This is a genomic window from Enterobacter sp. BNK-14, from assembly GCF_047456095.1.
Lineage (GTDB): Bacteria > Pseudomonadota > Gammaproteobacteria > Enterobacterales > Enterobacteriaceae > Enterobacter > Enterobacter kobei.
Genome location: NZ_CP179897.1, coordinates 643,548 through 659,037, shown reverse-complemented (window position 1 = coordinate 659,037; position 15,490 = coordinate 643,548). Strand labels below are relative to the sequence as shown.

Sequence of the window (15,490 nt, the reverse complement as noted above, 5' to 3'; positions counted from 1 at the left end):
TATGATGAATGTTGTGATTAACGATAAGGACTTATTCTTTCGGTTTGGGCTGCTTAAACTTCTTCAGCAAATTTTCTCCCTTGCAGAAACGGATTTCATTGTTAGTGATAAACTGGATGCAACGACAGTTCATGACGTTGACGTTATTGTTATGAATTTTTCGGTAGGCGAAACGGTTATTTGTCATCAGGTTCTCAAAAAAAGGAAGAAAAAAAGTTTATTGATAGGCATCTATCCGGAGAAAAAAAATCCTCGGTTCGCAAGACTACCGTTGTGTGTCAAGAACAGTGTTTTTATTGCTCGTGACGATTCTATCAAAGCGATCACAGACAAAATTCATTTTGCTGCTAAGAGTCTTACCGTGTCGCGAAAAGGGGAGTATGCCTTTAGCTGTTTAGACTGCGCGTGTAGAGTGTTGTCGCCACAACAAATGAAAATTGCTGTTGGGTTTTTCCATGGACAAGATACGAAACAGATTGCGAAGGTGTTAAGTATCAATGCCAAAACAGTCAGTGCCCACAAGCGACAGATCATGCAAAAGTATGATCTTGACTGTGATTTTGAGCTGCTGACTCTCCTGAATCGAATGGGGCATCAACAGAATATGCGATATTTATTTAGTGAGCGATTAATCTTCATTGTGTAGCATTGTCAGGGATGACATGCACGTAATCCGTCCTGCTCGAGTATGCATTAAGTTAACAGCAGTACGGGTAGGTCAAGGGCATCCTGGCGGGACAAGGGGCAGTATGCTCTGGCTAAACAGGGCGTGAATACGCTGCTCCAGCGCCTTAATTTCCATAGCCATTCAGCCGTCCGGGTGTTTAAGCGGTTATAATAAAAAATAAAAACTTTGCTTAAAAAAATTTTCTGTGCCTAAATAGCGTCATCGGTTTGGAATACAGACCTTATAAAAGCAGTTTAGTAAAGCAGTCCTCAGTTCAGGTGTTATCAATAGATACTCTTCTTCGTGAGCCTCCTCCTAAGTGCCAAATAAGTTACTCTTTAAATACAGGCCATCATCGCCGCGCTTAGTGGCTCAAAAAATAAGGAATTATCTATGTCTAATAAAATGACTGGTTTAGTAAAATGGTTTAACGCTGATAAAGGTTTTGGCTTTATCACGCCTGACGACGGCAGCAAAGATGTATTCGTACATTTCTCTGCTATTCAGAGCGACAGCTTCAAATCGCTTGATGAAGGCCAGAAAGTGTCCTTCACCATTGAAAATGGCGCTAAAGGCCCGGCAGCGGGTAATGTTTCTCCGCTGTAAGTCGCGCCTGTTATCTATGACCCTTACGATAGCGATGAAGACGCGAGTCTGAGCAGTTAAGCTTCACTGATAACAAAAAACCCGCCGAGTGCGGGTTTTTTTATGGCTCCAGGAAAATTGTTATTCTGTTTTGCCGACCTGTTTTCAGAGACAATTATCCTTCACCCGGAGGCGGGATGCGGTCCCGAAGGCTGTATTCCTGTGATAAACGCCAGAAATCATGACCAGCCGGATGCTGATATAAGCGGAGCGAGAATTGACCGGCGACAGCAGTGATGTATTCAAATATCGCTGACTGGGTATTTTCATACTCCATCCACAGTACGGATGAGGTAAAACAATAAATTTCCAGGGGAATACCCGACGGCGTAGGCTTTAGCGTTCGCACGACAATATACATATCTTTGATAATATCAGGCCGATCGGCGAGCCATGCCATCAGGTAATGCCGAAAAAGCGTTAAATTTGTCAGGCCATTATCCATAAACCAACTGTCCGGTACGCCCATGGGATCACGCCCGTCGATGAGCTTTGCCAGCGGTTCATTCGTGCCGCGCAGGGCCAGCATCGGGGCCAGCGTTTCCTGAGTGAGGAATTTAACAGAGTGCTGATCGATAGTGGTGCTGCGCATAATCCGGCGCGCCCCTGACGAAAACATGGCCTGCCAGTTGGTATACGTTTCGGTCAGGAAGTTTTTGGTCGGGATACGCGAGATTGTGTTATCCCAGTTACGGATGGTAATAGTGTGCAGCGCTATGTCGGTCACTTCGCCACTCAGGTTCTTATCGGGCATTTCAATCCAGTCCCCCAACTGCAGGACATCATTTGACGAAAGCTGGATATTGGCCACGAGCGAAAGCAGGGTGTGCTGAAAGACTAACATCAGTACGGCTGCTACGGCCCCGAGGCTGGAAATAATGATCGCGGGGGATTTATTCGACATGACGGCAAGGATCATGATCGCAGCGATGATGTGGATAAATATTTTCCCTATCTGAATATAGCCTTTGATAGAGTGATTTTTACGCTTCGTCTTGCGTAAATAAGAGCTGTTGACAATATCCAGCATCTCATTGAAGAAAACCGACAGAAAAATAAAGAATAAAATCCCACAGATGGTATTTATTGTCGTCACCAGCGATGCCGGCATATTGGGCATAAACTGCAGGACGTAATAAACGATAATAACCGGAATGAAATTCGACAGCTTCTCGGCAATACGACGATCTTTTTCCAGCGGGACATCCTGTTTATGGCTGGAAAAGAAGACCTTACGAACGATTTTTATGAGCAGGAATTTGCACATCAGGTGCGCAAAGAAACCGGAGATGACCAGCAAAATAAGATTAAATCCAATGGCCAGAGCCGGATTGCTTTCTATGAATGTTAATAAATAATCCAAGTACACCACCGCTTATCGCCTGAATCGTATGCCATTTTGTATTTACCTCATTCAGGAGGTAAATACAAAGATTTAACCAAATCATATAATGGCATATCCGGTACAGGCAAGTCCACGACCTGAATCCTAAGCCGCACCGAGCTATTTTGTTGCGGTCAGTAACTTTATTTTCAAATTCGTTCCAGGCGATAAAAGCAGGCGAATGTGCGTGGCAGTGCCCAGAATGGCGGCGCTAAAGAAACACCGTCTGGCGGCGAAGCCAGACGGTGGAGAGATTACGCTTTGCGCGTTGCTGCTTTCATTGCGCTGACAAAGGTTTTCAGCTCAGCCAGCATTTGCTCTGGCTTGTCCACGTTCTTCTCAATGATTTTAACGATAGCGGAGCCTGAGATTGCACCGGCTGCGTTAGCGTCAATCGCCGCCGTGACCTGGTCGGGAGATGAAATCCCAAAGCCCTGCAGCGGAGGCGCGGCATGGTACTCGGCCAGCTTTTCGACCAGATGATGCAGAGGCAACGCCGCTTTGTTCTCCGCGCCGGTTACACCCGCACGGGAGAGCAGGTAGGTATACCCGCGACCATAGGAGGCAATCTGGCGCAGCAGTTCATCATCGGCGTTTGGCGGGCAGATGAAGATAGGTGCCACGTTATGGCGCATCGCCGCCTGACGGAACGGCGCAGACTCTTCTACCGGTACGTCTGCCACCAGAACGGAGTCGACACCCACGCGCGCGCACTCGGCGTAAAACTCATCAATACCACGGTTAAACACCAGGTTGGCGTACATCAGCAGGCCAATCGGGATCGTCGGATGCTTCTGGCGGATCGCCGCCAGCATCTCGAAGCACTGAGTGGGCGTCACGCCTGCGGCAAACGCGCGCAGAGTGGCGTTCTGGATGGTCGGGCCATCCGCCAGCGGGTCAGAGAACGGAATACCCAACTCCAGCGCGTCAGCACCCGCTTCAATCAGGGCATCGATAATCTTCAGCGACTGCTCCGGGCCAGGGTCGCCCAGCGTAACGAAGGGAACGAACGCGCCTTCCTGGCGGGATTTCAGTTCGGCAAATGCATTATCGTAGCGTTCCATCAGATTTCCCCTCGTGCTTTCAGAATATCGTGAACGGTGAAGATGTCTTTGTCACCGCGACCGGAAAGGTTAACGACCAGCAGTTGCTCTTTTTCCGGGTTCTCTTTCATCATTTTCAGCGCGTGCGCCAGGGCGTGGGAAGACTCCAGCGCCGGGATAATCCCTTCGCTGCGGCACAGCGTTTTGAAGGCTTCCAGCGCTTCGTCATCGGTAATAGAAACGTAATCCGCCCGACCCGTGCTGTTCAGATACGCATGCTGGGGTCCAACGGACGGGAAATCCAGGCCCGCAGAGATAGAGTAGGACTCTTCAATCTGGCCTTCCTCGGTTTGCATCATCGGCGATTTCATACCGAAGTAGATCCCCACGCGGCCATGCTTCAACGGTGCGCCATGCTCACCCGATTCAATGCCGTGACCGGCAGGCTCGACGCCAATCAAACCCACGCGGGTGTCGTCGATGAAATCAGCAAACATGCCGATGGCGTTAGACCCGCCGCCGACGCAGGCGATCACCGCATCCGGCAGACGACCTTCTTTTTCAAGGATTTGCGCTTTGGTCTCTTCACCGATCATGCGCTGGAATTCGCGCACGATGGTCGGGAACGGGTGCGGACCCGCCGCGGTACCGAGCATGTAGTGCGCGGTTTCGTAGCTGCCAGACCAGTCGCGCAGCGCTTCGTTACAGGCATCTTTCAGCGTCGCGGAGCCGCTGTGCACCGGGATCACTTCCGCCCCCATCAGGCGCATACGGAACACGTTCGGAGACTGACGCTCAACGTCTTTCGCACCCATGTAAATGCGACATTTCAGACCCAGCAGGGCGCTGGCGAGCGCAGAGGCTACGCCGTGCTGCCCTGCACCGGTTTCAGCAATAATTTCGGTTTTCCCCATACGCTTCGCGAGCAGCGCCTGGCCGAGAACCTGGTTAGTTTTATGTGCGCCACCGTGCAGCAGATCCTCACGCTTGAGATACAACGTCGTGTTTGTGCCTTCGGTCAGGTTGCGACATTTCGTCAGCGCTGTCGGACGGCCCGCATAGTTTTTCAGCAGGTCGGTAAATTCCGCCTGAAATGCCGGATCTTTCTGCGCACTGACGAACGCCTCTTCCAGCTGGCGCAGGGCGGGCATCAGGATTTGCGGGACGTACATCCCGCCGAACTCACCAAAATACGGGTTAAGTAATGTCGTCATCTTCTCTTCCTTAATATGCACGCAGAGTGTTAAAAACCGAGGCCAGTTTGCTGGCATCTTTAATACCCGGTTGTGACTCTACGCCTGAATTGAAATCGAGGCCTGCGCAGCCCGCTTTGGCGGCTTCCACGCAGTTATCCGGGCTTAATCCACCCGCCAGCAGGACGTTGTCCAGCTTTTCGCCATTTAGCAGTGACCAGTCAAAACGCTGACCCGTACCGCCCTGGCCGTTATCGAGCACATATTTATCAACATGATTCAGATTACGTGCGGGCAGGGTGGTACCCACGCTTTGCGCTTTCCAGATCTGCACCTGAGGGGCGAGGTCTGCACGCAGCTTATCGATGTAGGCTTGATCCTCATCGCCATGCAGTTGCACCGCACTCAGGGATAACGTTTCGGCTTTTGCCACGACGTCTGCGATATCCGCATTACGGAACACGCCCACATAGCTAAGTGGCGCTGCTGCGATCACATTGCGCGCCTGTTCCTCACTGACGGCACGAGGCGAGGCGTCAATAAAGATCAGGCCGCCGTAAATGGCCCCCGCGTCATACGCGGCCAGGGCATCCTGTTCGCGAGTTAAGCCACACACTTTGTTTTCACCGAGCAGGACGCGACGAACCGCGGCGTTAAGGTCGTCATGTTCCATCATGGCGGAACCAATCAGGAAACCGTTGGCGAAGTGGCTCAGCTCGCGCACCTGAGCGTAGCTGTTAATGCCGGATTCGCTGATTACCGTGACGCCAGAACCCAGACGCGGCGCAAGCTGGCGCGTACGGTTCAGGTCAATCGACAGGTCGCGAAGATCGCGGTTGTTAATGCCGACCACTTTGGCTTCCAGCGCGATAGCGCGCTCCAGTTCTTCTTCATTACTTACTTCGGTCAGCACGCCCATGTTCAGACTGTGCGCTACGGCAGACAGCTGGCGATACTGCTCGTCGTCAAGTACCGAGAGCATCAGCAGGCAGGCGTCAGCCTGGTAAAATCGCGCAAGCCAGATCTGATACGGGTCGATAATAAAGTCTTTGCACAGGATCGGCTGCGGCGCGATGCCGCTGACGATGGGCAGAAAATCGAAGCTGCCCTGGAAATATTTCTCATCCGTCAGCACGGAGATGGCTGACGCATGATGCTTATAAATACCGGCGATACGCGCCGGGTCGAAATCGTCACGAATAACGCCTTTTGACGGAGAGGCCTTTTTGCACTCCAGAATAAAGGCGGTGCGTGCGCCCTGCAGGGCGTCATAGAAACGACGGCTGCTGGGAACAACATCATTCTGGAAACTGGCAAGCGGCTGCTCTGCTTTGCGGGCTTCCACCCAGATGGCCTTATCGGCAACGATTTTCGCTAAAACGGTCTGCATTCTTTACCCTCTTGCCGCAAGTGCGGTAACGCGATCGTAAGCTGCACCGGAGCGCAGTACATCCAGAACTTTTTGGGCGTTAGCCTTCAGGTCTTCCTCACCGTGCAAACGCATCAGCATGGCGACGTTGGCTGCCACGGCGGCCTCATGCGCGGCCTCACCTTTACCTTGTAGTAAGCGCGTCAGAATGTCACGGTTTTCTTCTGGCGTGCCGCCCGCCAGCGCGTCCTGATGATAGGGTGTTAAGCCGAAATCAGACGCCTCCAGCTGATAGCTAAGCACTTCGCCGTTGTTCAGCTCGGCTACAAGCGTCGGTGCATGGAGAGAAACTTCATCCATACCGCCGCTGTGTACCACGGCGGCACGCTGGTAACCCAGGACGCGCAGCGTCTCGGCAATCGGCAGGACCAGCTCAGGGCTGTATACGCCAATCAATGCCAGCGGCGGATGGGCCGGGTTAATCAGCGGACCGAGCACGTTAAAGAGCGTGCGGGTTTTAAGCTGCTGGCGCACTGGCATCGCATGGCGGAAACCGGTGTGGTACTTCGGCGCGAACAGGAAGCAGACGCCCAGGTCATCCAGCGCTTCGCGGGAACGTTCGGCATTCATGTCGAGGTTAATACCGAATGCGGCCAGCAGATCGGAGGAGCCAGACCGACTGGAAACGCTGCGATTACCGTGTTTCGCCACCTTCATCCCGCATGCCGCCGCCACAAAGGCGCTGGCAGTCGAAATATTGATACTGTTGCTGCCGTCGCCACCGGTACCCACGATATCGGCGAACGGATAGTCCGGGCGCGGGAACGGGGCGGCATTTTCCAGCAGGGCCGTAGCGGCACCGGCAATCTCCTGCGGGCTTTCGCCGCGCACTTTCATGCTCACCAGCGCCGCGGCCAGCTGTTCAGGCTTCAGCTCGCCACGCACTACAGCGGAGAAGAGCTGGTGGCTCTCCTGCTGGCTAAGGGTCTGCGCCTGGTACAGTTTCTCCAGAATCGGTTGCAGGGTATTGGTCTGCTCCAGCTTCTGTAGCGCCCAGTCGAGGGTCTGCTCCAGCAGACGAGCACCGTGTGATGTCAGGATCGATTCCGGGTGGAACTGCATGCCGCAGACGCGATCCGCGTCGTGACGTACCGCCATCACCATCCCTTCAAACGAGGCATTAATCGTCAGCCCGGCGGGAATATTACTCCCGACCAGCGAGTGATAGCGCGCAACCGGAAGTGGATTCGGTAACCCGGCAAACATCGCCTGGCCGTCATGTTCAATGCTGGAGGCTTTACCGTGCAGGATCTCGCCCGCCTGGCCGACATAGCCGCCGTAGGCTTCAACGATCGCCTGGTGACCGAGGCAGATGCCGATAATCGGGAGCTTGCCGCGCATGCGGGTCAGCAGCTCCGGCATACAGCCTGCTTCGCTTGGCGCGCCCGGACCCGGGGAGAGCATCAGCACCGGGTTTTGCATGGTCGCCAGACGGTCAATCAGGGTCTGCGCCGGTACGTGGTTGCGGTAAATAACGACGTTATGGCCATTCGCACGCAGCTGATCTGCCAGGTTATAGGTAAAGGAGTCGATATTATCGAGCAGCAGAATGTCAGCCATCAGAAAATCTCCTGTGCATGATGTGCGGTAGCAATGGCGCGCAATACCGCGCGAGCCTTACTGCGGGTTTCGTCAGCTTCAGACTGCGGAACAGAGTCGAGAACAATCCCGGCGCCGGCCTGGACGGTGGCAATTCCGTCTTCAACGTAGGCAGAGCGGATCACGATGCAGGTATCGAGATCGCCGTGGGCGGTGAAGTAACCCACCGCGCCGCCGTAGCTGCCGCGACGACGACCTTCGGCGGCGGCAATCAACTGCATCGCACGCACTTTCGGCGCGCCGCTCAGGGTGCCCATGTTCATGCAGGCCCGGTAGGCGTGCAGCACATCGAGGTCGCTGCGCAGTTCACCCACCACGCGTGAGACCAGATGCATGACGAAGGAATAACGGTCGACTTTGGTCAGATCGGCCACGTAGCGGCTACCCGGCGTGCAAATACGCGCAAGGTCGTTACGCGCCAGGTCAACCAGCATCAGATGCTCGGAGAGCTCTTTGTGGTCAGTACGCATTTCCAGTTCGATGCGGCTGTCGAGATCGCGATCCAGTGAACCGTCGGCACGACGGCCGCGGGGGCGGGTGCCTGCAATTGGGTAGATCTCAATCTGGCGGCTTGTAGCGTCGTATTTCAGGGAGCTTTCCGGTGACGCACCAAACAGAGTGAAATCATTGTCCTGCATAAAGAACATGTAAGGGCTCGGGTTACTCTTTTTCAGCACATCGTACGCTGCCAGCGGCGACGGGCAGGGCAGAGAGAAACGACGGGAAGGCACTACCTGGAAAATTTCCCCGGCGCGAATCGCTTTTTGCATCTGGCGAACCACGGCCCCGTACTGATCGTCGGTCTGGTTAACCTCACACGTCATCTGCTCGACGCGATGTACCGGCAGCGCAGGGGGCGCCTCCGTCATTTGCTGCTGGAGTTGAGCGATGCGATTTTCGAGGCGCTCTTTCTCAGCCGCGGACGGTGTGAACAGGCTGGCCTGGATGCGGGTGTATTTTTTCTGATGGTCGATCACCAGCAGGGTCTCGGCCAGATAGAAGCAGTAATCCGGGCAGCGGTTACCCTGCTCGGTTTCCGGCAAATCTTCAAACCCGGCGACCAGGTCATATGCAAACAGCCCGCCGAAGAACATCGCTTCACGCTCATCTTCCGGCACGGTGACCAGATTTTGCAGCAGGCGGAAGGCGTCGAAAACGGACAGCGAGCAGAGGCGGGCATCTTCGTCCAGCAGCTGGCTTACCGGAGGAAAATGCAGAATTCGCTGGTCCGGGTGACGTTTATTCTCGATGCCCGCAGGCAGGGCAGCATCGAGCAGCGGCAGCAGCGATGCGCCATTGTCAGAAAGTGCCTTGATGGTGACAGTGTCACCTAACGCGGTAATGCGCAGCGCGCTGTCGACCAGCAACAGGCTTTTGAGATCGTCCTTGCTGTCTATATCTGCAGACTCCAGCAGCAGCGTTGCCGGACGTGCGCCGCACACCTGATGAAACAGCGCGGTCGGGTTGTGGCGATAGGCCGCCTCGCAGGTCAGCAGGTCGAGATGGGGTTTGGCTGTTTGCATGTTGTTGTTCTCATTTATTCTGTTCAAAAAAAAGCCCGCTGGGTAGCGGGCTGGGTATCTGTTTGCATTTCGCAGACGCGTGACACTGCCCGAAAATCAGGAAGTGCGCCACCAACCGTGCAGAGTGAAATGTGCTGTCATTTTCAGATACCTTTCTCGTGTGAACTTGCGTACTAGTTAACTAGTTCGGTGGCGAGTTGTCAACCCTTGATTTCAGAATTTCGCGTTAAGTCGGTATCATGGCGGTTTCGGATGTCTCCAACCTGTTATGGGAAGTGCTTTGAGCGATACCACCTACGCAATTATTTATGATTTACACAGCCATACGCAGGCTTCTGATGGTCTGCTGACACCCGAAGCCCTGGTTCATCGCGCGGTTGAGATGCGCGTCGGCACGCTGGCGATAACCGATCACGATACCACTGATGCCATTCCGGCAGCGCGCGCTGAGATTGCCCGCAGCGGGCTGGCGCTGAATCTGGTCGCCGGGGTTGAGATCTCAACCGTCTGGGAAAACCATGAAATTCATATCGTTGGTCTGAACATCGATATAGAACATCCGGCACTTGTAACGTTTTTGCAAGAACAAAAAACGCGCCGCAACCAGCGAGCGGAGATGATCGGCGAGCGTCTGGAAAAGGCGCATATTCCGGGCGCGCTGGAAGGGGCACAAGCGCTCGCGAACGGTGGGGCAGTCACGCGCGGTCATTTCGCCCGTTTTCTGGTTGAAGCGGGCAAGGCAACGACCATGGCGGATGTTTTTAAAAAGTATCTGGCGCGCGGGAAAACCGGATACGTTCCGCCACAGTGGTGTACAATAAAACAAGCTATTGATGTGATTCATCATTCTGGCGGTAAGGCCGTGCTGGCCCATCCGGGGCGGTATAATCTTTCTGCTAAATGGCTGAAAAGACTGCTGGCACACTTTGCTGAATGCGGTGGCGAGGCGATGGAAGTCGCCCAGTGTCAGCAGGCACCCAATGAGCGTGCGCAGCTTGCGACTTATGCTCGCCAGTTCGGCCTGACAGGGTCGCAGGGCTCTGATTTCCATCAGCCCTGCGCGTGGATTGAACTGGGGCGCAAGCTTTGGTTACCGGCAGGCGTTGAGCCGGTCTGGCAGCTCTGGGAACAGCCGCAGCAAATTGAAGAGAGGGAAGTATGAGTCAGTTTTTCTATATTCATCCGGATAACCCGCAGCCACGTCTGATCAATCAGGCCGTGGAGATCGTCCGCAAAGGCGGCGTGATTGTTTACCCGACCGATTCTGGCTACGCGCTTGGCTGCAAAATTGAAGACAAAGGGGCGATGGAGCGTATCTGCCGTATTCGCCAGCTTCCGGACGGCCATAACTTTACGCTGATGTGTCGCGATCTCTCTGAGCTGTCGACCTATGCGTATGTTGATAACGTGGCGTTTCGCCTGATTAAAAACAACACGCCGGGTAACTACACCTTCATCCTGAAAGGGACGAAAGAGGTTCCGCGCCGCCTGTTGCAGGAAAAACGGAAAACCATCGGGATGCGCGTGCCGTCCAACCCGATTGCGCAGGCACTGCTGGAAACCCTCGGCGAACCGATGCTCTCGACTTCGCTGATGCTGCCGGGAAGTGAGTTTACCGAGTCCGACCCGGAAGAGATCAAAGATCGTCTGGAGAAGGTGGTTGAGCTGATTATTCACGGCGGCTATCTTGGTCAGCAACCGACCACCGTGGTCGACTTAACCGAAGATGCGCCAGAAGTGATTCGTGAAGGCGTGGGCGATGTTAAGCCTTTCTTGTAGAGGTGTAAGCAGATATACTACGCGGCCATCAAAGCAGGGCCAGGCCCTCTTTTGACCTGATTCGACGCCTGTGAAGGCGACACCTGAGGAAGCTCAATGAGCGAGAAGTTACAGAAAGTGCTGGCGCGCGCCGGCCACGGTTCGCGCCGTGAAATCGAAGCCATTATTGAAGCGGGCCGCGTGAGTGTGGACGGTAAAATCGCCACGCTGGGTGACCGCGTAGAAATCGTACCGGGGCTTAAGATCCGCATCGACGGTCATCTTATCTCCGTGAAAGAGTCTGCTGAACAGATTTGCCGCGTGCTGGCTTACTATAAGCCGGAAGGCGAGCTGTGTACCCGCAACGACCCGGAAGGTCGCCCGACGGTGTTTGACCGTCTGCCTAAACTGCGAGGTGCGCGCTGGATTGCCGTGGGTCGTCTGGACGTTAACACCTGCGGCCTGCTGCTGTTTACCACCGACGGTGAGCTGGCAAACCGTCTGATGCACCCAAGCCGTGAAGTGGAACGTGAATATGCCGTGCGTGTCTTCGGCCAGGTTGATGAAAATAAACTGCGCGACCTGTCGCGTGGTGTTCAGCTGGAAGACGGTCCTGCAGCATTCAAAACCATCAAATTTACCGGTGGTGAAGGGATTAACCAGTGGTACAACGTCACCCTGACAGAGGGGCGTAACCGCGAGGTGCGTCGTCTGTGGGAAGCGGTAGGGGTTCAGGTCAGCCGCCTGATTCGCGTTCGTTACGGCGACATTCTGCTGCCAAAAGGTCTGCCGCGTGGCGGCTATACCGAACTGGATCTGACCCAGACCAACTACCTGCGCGAGCTGGTGGGGCTCACGCCGGAAACCACCTCAAAAGTGGCGGTGGAGAAAGATCGTCGTCGTATGAAGGCGAACCAGATCCGTCGTGCGGTGAAACGCCATAGCCAGGTGAACAGCAGCAACCGTCGCTCTGGCAGCCGCAATAACAACGGTTAATCTAAAAGCCCGGTGAACGCACCGGGCTTTTTTCTTTAGTAATCAATCCCAGGCTGCGCTTTGATACCTGCATCAAATGCATGCTTGACCGGACGCAGCTCGCTGACGGTATCTGCCAGTTCCAGAATATCCCGATGACACCCACGACCCGTGACGATTACCGTCTGATGTGCAGGGCGGTTTTTCAGTGCATCCAGCACGGCATTCAGCGGCAGGTAGTCGTAGGCGACCATATAGGTGATCTCGTCCAGTAGCACCATATTGAGCGTCGGATCGGCCAGCATTCTTTTGGCGTGCTCCCAGACAGCAAGGCAGGCTGCGGTGTCGGTTTCCCGGTTCTGCGTGTCCCACGTAAAACCGGTTGCCATCACCTGAAACTCAACGCCGTGAGGTTCCAGCAAATTGCGCTCCCCATTGGGCCATTCGCCTTTGATAAACTGGATTACGCCCACTTTTTGCCCGTGTCCGACGGCGCGGGTGGCGGTGCCGAACGCGGCGGTGGTTTTGCCTTTGCCGTTGCCGGTAAATACGATGACGATCCCTCGCTCGTCCTGGGCTGACGCAATGCGCGCATCAACCTGTTCTTTCAGACGCTGCTGGCGCTGCTGGTGACGTTCTTCACTCATTGCGAAATCCCCGGTTTACGGCCCGGTTGGGCATCAAAAGTCATTCCGGTTTTGCGACGGCTGTCGTCGCCCATTAGCCAGAGATAGAGTGGCATAATATCGGCCGGGGTTTTCAGCTTCTGCGGATCTTCTGTCGGGAACGCGCTGGCGCGCATTTTGGTGCGTGTTCCGCCCGGATTAATGCAGTTTACGCGCAGATGGCGGCTCTGATATTCCTCCGCCAGCACCTGCATCATACCTTCGGTCGCAAATTTAGAGACAGCATATGCCCCCCAGTTTGCGCGCCCCTCACGGCCTACGCTGGAAGAGGTAAAGACCAGAGAGCCTGACTCGGATTTGAGTAATAAAGGAAGTAAGGCCTGGGTGAGGAAAAAGGTGCCATTGACGTTAACCTGCATGACCTGCTGCCAGATATCAGGATCCTGCTCATCCATTGGACGAACTTCGCCTAACAACCCGGCGTTATGCAGCACACCGTCCAGACGTGGATAATGGGTGCTGATACGTTGGGCTAATTCCTGACATACCGCTGGCGTACAGGTCAGTAAATCAAGAGTATACCAGGGGGCCGGTATGCCACCTGCCGCTTCAATTTCCTGAGCGACACCTTTGAGTTTTTCTTCGTTGCGACCGATCAGAATAACGCTCGCGCCATATTCAGCATACGTCAGGGCCGCTTCGCGACCAATACCCGCGCTGGCACCGGTGACAAGAATGATCCGGTTCTGCAGCAGGTTTTTTTGCGGTTGATAGTGCACGGTGACTCCTCAGGCGCACGGTGACTCAATGGCGCCTTCATAATGACTTTTCGGCTTTATGCCCGAATTAGCGTGAGAATTCAATCAGTCTACAGGACGTATTACTGTAAAATTAACAATTTGCAAATATTTAAACCGCCGGGCGGGGATTCCTGAAGATGGCTCGCACAGGTAATGTCACGGGCGAGACGCAAAGGCAGGGCTGTTGTACACTGCCGTGAAAGATTCGTGGTTAAATCAAGGTGGAACGCGTGGAATTACTTTCTCAATATGGGTTGTTTTTGGCTAAAATCGCGACGGTGGTGATTGCCATTGCGGTCGTTGCCGTTCTGATTGTCAATCTCACGCAGCGCAAACGTCAGCGTGGGGAGTTACGCATTACCCGTCTGAGCGAGCAGTACAAAGAGATGCAGGAAGACATGTCCCTCTCACTGCTTGATAGCCATCAACAGAAGGCATGGCTGAAGGCCCAGAAGAAAAAGCACAAGCAGGAAGCCAAAGCCGCAAAGGCGAAAGCTAAGCTTGCAACGCCACAGTCTGACGCGAAGCCTCGCGTCTATGTACTCGATTTTAAAGGCAGTATGGATGCGCATGAAGTCGCTTCGCTACGGGAAGAGGTGACTGCCGTTCTGGCCGTGGCCACTCCGCAGGATCAAGTGGTGGTGCGTCTTGAAAGCCCAGGCGGCGTTGTGCACGGCTACGGACTGGCCGCTTCTCAGCTACAGCGTCTGCGAGAAAAGCAGATCCCGCTTACCGTGGCGGTAGATAAAGTCGCGGCAAGTGGTGGCTATATGATGGCCTGCGTGGCGGACAAAATTGTTGCGGCACCGTTCTCCATCATTGGCTCTATCGGCGTGGTCGCACAGATCCCAAACTTTAACCGTTTTCTGAAGAATAAAGAGATTGATATCGAACTGCACACGGCGGGTCAGTACAAACGTACCCTGACGCTGCTGGGGGAAAATACGGAAGAAGGGCGCCAAAAATTCCGTGAGGATCTCAACGAAACGCACCACCTGTTTAAAGATTTCGTACACCGTATGCGCCCAACGCTGGATATTGAGCAGGTCGCGACAGGCGAACACTGGTACGGTATTCAGGCGCAGGAAAAAGGGCTGGTTGATGAAGTGGGAACCAGCGACGATCTGCTGCTCAACCTGATGGACGGAAGGGAGCTGATAGGCGTGCGGTTCACCCAGCGTAAGCGCCTGATGGACCGCTTTACCAACAGTGCAGCGGAAAGCGCAGATCGCCTGCTGCTTCGCTGGCTACAGCGCGGACAAAAACCGCTGCTGTAAGCAAAAACGCGAGGCATATGCCTCGCGTTTTGCATTAATCGACCAGGTGATATTTTTCAGAAAGCGTATGCGCCAGGTATTTAAACATATTAAACACAGCGGTGCTTTTTGGGGTGGGTAATCCCTGTTCGTCAAGGAAGTATTCGCCGCTGAAAACCAGCACGCCATTACGCTGCTCTACACCGGTGGCTTCAATGCCCGCCAGGGTATCTTCATGGTCACGGATAAGCTTATTTGCTTCGATAAGCAGAGAGGCTCGGTCAATAGGTTGGGTCGTATTCTGCATAATCCACTCCTTAAACAGTGACAATAGTCTACGCCGGGGCCGCTTTGGGGGCAAATTTTCCCTGTATTGTGAGGGGATAAGATACAGGGGGCAGGTTGGCGGGATTTGCTTTTGCATGCTAATAAAGTTGCGTAACGAATTTTATCAGGTAGAGTGTGCGCTTTCGTCATTCTGGCAACAGAATTGCTTGACATTCGACCGGGAACTCGTCACGAATTATACGAGGTGTGAGAAAAATACCCGATAACTCAATCACCTGGGCGTCTTTCCTCAGACACCCGGTAG

Annotated in this window: 16 protein-coding genes and 1 other annotated feature; of the genes, 6 read left to right on the top strand and 10 right to left on the bottom strand. The window is 54.2% G+C overall.

The annotated features are described in order from the left end of the window. Position 1 precedes the first annotated feature (1 nt). A complete protein-coding gene (locus ACMGGM_RS03120) occupies positions 2-646 on the top strand; it encodes a helix-turn-helix transcriptional regulator (protein WP_063943209.1) in 645 nt (214 codons plus the stop codon). 414 nt (positions 647-1,060) lie between these two features. Further along, positions 1,061-1,273, top strand: a complete 213-nt coding sequence (gene cspA, locus ACMGGM_RS03115; protein ID WP_014884103.1) for an RNA chaperone/antiterminator CspA — start codon at positions 1,061-1,063, stop codon at positions 1,271-1,273. Positions 1,274-1,427: 154 nt separating this feature from the next. Here cspA and ACMGGM_RS03110 read toward each other — a convergent pair whose 3' ends face one another. From ACMGGM_RS03110 to trpL, 7 genes are all read right to left on the bottom strand, one after another. Then, positions 1,428-2,684: a mechanosensitive ion channel family protein gene (locus ACMGGM_RS03110; RefSeq protein ID WP_063943207.1), complete on the bottom strand. Its 1,257-nt coding sequence runs from the start codon at positions 2,682-2,684 to the stop codon at positions 1,428-1,430. Positions 2,685-2,950: 266 nt separating this feature from the next. Beyond that, the gene (gene trpA, locus ACMGGM_RS03105) at positions 2,951-3,760 is read right to left on the bottom strand and encodes a tryptophan synthase subunit alpha (RefSeq protein WP_014884101.1); all 810 of its coding nucleotides are present in this window, start codon (positions 3,758-3,760) and stop codon (positions 2,951-2,953) included. Then, on the bottom strand, positions 3,760-4,953 hold the full coding sequence (gene trpB / locus ACMGGM_RS03100; protein WP_014884100.1) for a tryptophan synthase subunit beta: 1,194 nt from the start codon (positions 4,951-4,953) through the stop codon (positions 3,760-3,762). The genes trpA and trpB overlap by 1 nt, the downstream gene beginning before the upstream one ends. A 10-nt stretch (positions 4,954-4,963) precedes the next feature. Beyond that, positions 4,964-6,322 carry a bifunctional indole-3-glycerol-phosphate synthase TrpC/phosphoribosylanthranilate isomerase TrpF gene (trpCF, locus tag ACMGGM_RS03095; protein ID WP_063943205.1) on the bottom strand — a complete coding sequence of 453 codons (1,359 nt, stop codon included), beginning with the start codon at positions 6,320-6,322 and terminating at the stop codon, positions 4,964-4,966. Between the two features lie 3 nt (positions 6,323-6,325). Next, entirely contained in the window at positions 6,326-7,921 is a 1,596-nt protein-coding gene (trpD, locus tag ACMGGM_RS03090; protein ID WP_014884098.1) for a bifunctional anthranilate synthase glutamate amidotransferase component TrpG/anthranilate phosphoribosyltransferase TrpD, read from the bottom strand. After that, positions 7,921-9,483, bottom strand: a complete 1,563-nt coding sequence (locus ACMGGM_RS03085) for an anthranilate synthase component 1 (protein ID WP_045135523.1) — start codon at positions 9,481-9,483, stop codon at positions 7,921-7,923. Before ACMGGM_RS03085 ends, trpD begins: the two co-directional genes overlap by 1 nt. A 25-nt stretch (positions 9,484-9,508) precedes the next feature. Then, positions 9,509-9,603 (bottom strand) — a sequence feature (Trp leader region). Next, positions 9,580-9,624, bottom strand: coding sequence for a trp operon leader peptide (trpL, locus tag ACMGGM_RS03080; RefSeq protein WP_106993556.1), 45 nt, complete (start codon positions 9,622-9,624; stop codon positions 9,580-9,582). (Overlaps the previous feature by 24 nt.) A 139-nt stretch (positions 9,625-9,763) precedes the next feature. On the opposite strand from trpL, the gene rnm reads away from it, so the two are divergent. The 3 genes from rnm to rluB all read left to right on the top strand — a co-directional run bounded on the left by rnm (position 9,764) and on the right by rluB (position 12,237). Next, positions 9,764-10,645, top strand: coding sequence for an RNase RNM (gene rnm / locus ACMGGM_RS03075; protein ID WP_063943203.1), 882 nt, complete (start codon positions 9,764-9,766; stop codon positions 10,643-10,645). Next, positions 10,642-11,262 carry an L-threonylcarbamoyladenylate synthase gene (locus tag ACMGGM_RS03070; RefSeq protein ID WP_003856793.1) on the top strand — a complete coding sequence of 207 codons (621 nt, stop codon included), beginning with the start codon at positions 10,642-10,644 and terminating at the stop codon, positions 11,260-11,262. The genes rnm and ACMGGM_RS03070 overlap by 4 nt, the downstream gene beginning before the upstream one ends. A gap of 96 nt (positions 11,263-11,358) precedes the next feature. Continuing rightward, a complete protein-coding gene (rluB, locus tag ACMGGM_RS03065; RefSeq protein WP_014884095.1) occupies positions 11,359-12,237 on the top strand; it encodes a 23S rRNA pseudouridine(2605) synthase RluB in 879 nt (292 codons plus the stop codon). A 35-nt stretch (positions 12,238-12,272) separates the two neighbouring features. Here the strand turns inward: rluB and cobO are convergent, their stop codons facing one another. Next, positions 12,273-12,863 (bottom strand): cob(I)yrinic acid a,c-diamide adenosyltransferase, encoded by a 591-nt coding sequence (gene cobO / locus ACMGGM_RS03060; protein ID WP_023337380.1) that lies wholly within the window; start codon positions 12,861-12,863, stop codon positions 12,273-12,275. Next, positions 12,860-13,621 (bottom strand): YciK family oxidoreductase, encoded by a 762-nt coding sequence (locus ACMGGM_RS03055; RefSeq protein WP_014884093.1) that lies wholly within the window; start codon positions 13,619-13,621, stop codon positions 12,860-12,862. Before ACMGGM_RS03055 ends, cobO begins: the two co-directional genes overlap by 4 nt. A gap of 251 nt (positions 13,622-13,872) precedes the next feature. Here ACMGGM_RS03055 and sohB point away from each other — a divergent pair, with 251 nt between their 5' ends. After that, entirely contained in the window at positions 13,873-14,919 is a 1,047-nt protein-coding gene (gene sohB, locus ACMGGM_RS03050) for a protease SohB (RefSeq protein ID WP_014884092.1), read from the top strand. Between the two features lie 34 nt (positions 14,920-14,953). On the opposite strand, the gene ACMGGM_RS03045 is transcribed toward sohB, so the two are convergent. After that, complete coding sequence (locus tag ACMGGM_RS03045) at positions 14,954-15,205, bottom strand: YciN family protein (RefSeq protein WP_003856804.1); 252 nt, start codon at positions 15,203-15,205, stop codon at positions 14,954-14,956. Positions 15,206-15,490: the final 285 nt, after the last annotated feature.